Below are 527 nucleotides of genomic sequence, written 5' to 3'. Positions count from 1 at the left end.
CGAACTCGTCGCGGAGTACGAGGTCTACGCGAGCCACGGCCTGCGAGCGGCCAAGCTCAAGGGCGGCCTCGACATCGAGCGCGATCGGCACCGCCTGAGCCTGGTCAAGGATGTCCTGACCGAGGCCGGGCACGGTCGACGGCCGGGTCTGATGCTCGACGTCAACGAGGCGTGGACCCGCAAGCAGGCGGTCCGGCATGTCTGCGAACTGGAACGCACCCTGGATCTCATCTGGATCGAGGAGCCGGTCCGGCGCTGGGACGCCGAGGGTCTCGCCGCGGTCAGCCGAGGCGTGTCCGCGTCGGTCGCCACCGGTGAGAACCTCACCGGGCTCGAACAGTACCGTCCGCTGATCGCCGCCGGCGCTGTCGACATCGTCCAGATGGCGGCCGTCTGGGGGGTCACCCACTTCCTGCGGGCGTCGGCCCTGGCCCACGCCCACGACCTGCCGGTCAGCCCGATCGGCAACAGCCCGGTCGGTCTGCTGCACGCTGCGACCTCGGTGCCGAACCACCTGACGAGCGAGT

Annotated in this window: 1 protein-coding gene; it reads left to right on the top strand. The window is 70.2% G+C overall.

Annotated features, from left to right (window positions below):
* Positions 1 to 527: enolase C-terminal domain-like protein (locus tag F8279_RS29800; protein ID WP_305069417.1), on the top strand; the 527-nt coding region annotated here is incomplete at both ends.

The organism is Micromonospora sp. AMSO1212t, from assembly GCF_008868145.1.
Taxonomy (GTDB): domain Bacteria; phylum Actinomycetota; class Actinomycetes; order Mycobacteriales; family Micromonosporaceae; genus Micromonospora; species Micromonospora tulbaghiae.
Note: the sequence above shows the minus strand (reverse complement) of the source record. Positions and strands in the feature narration are given on the sequence as shown.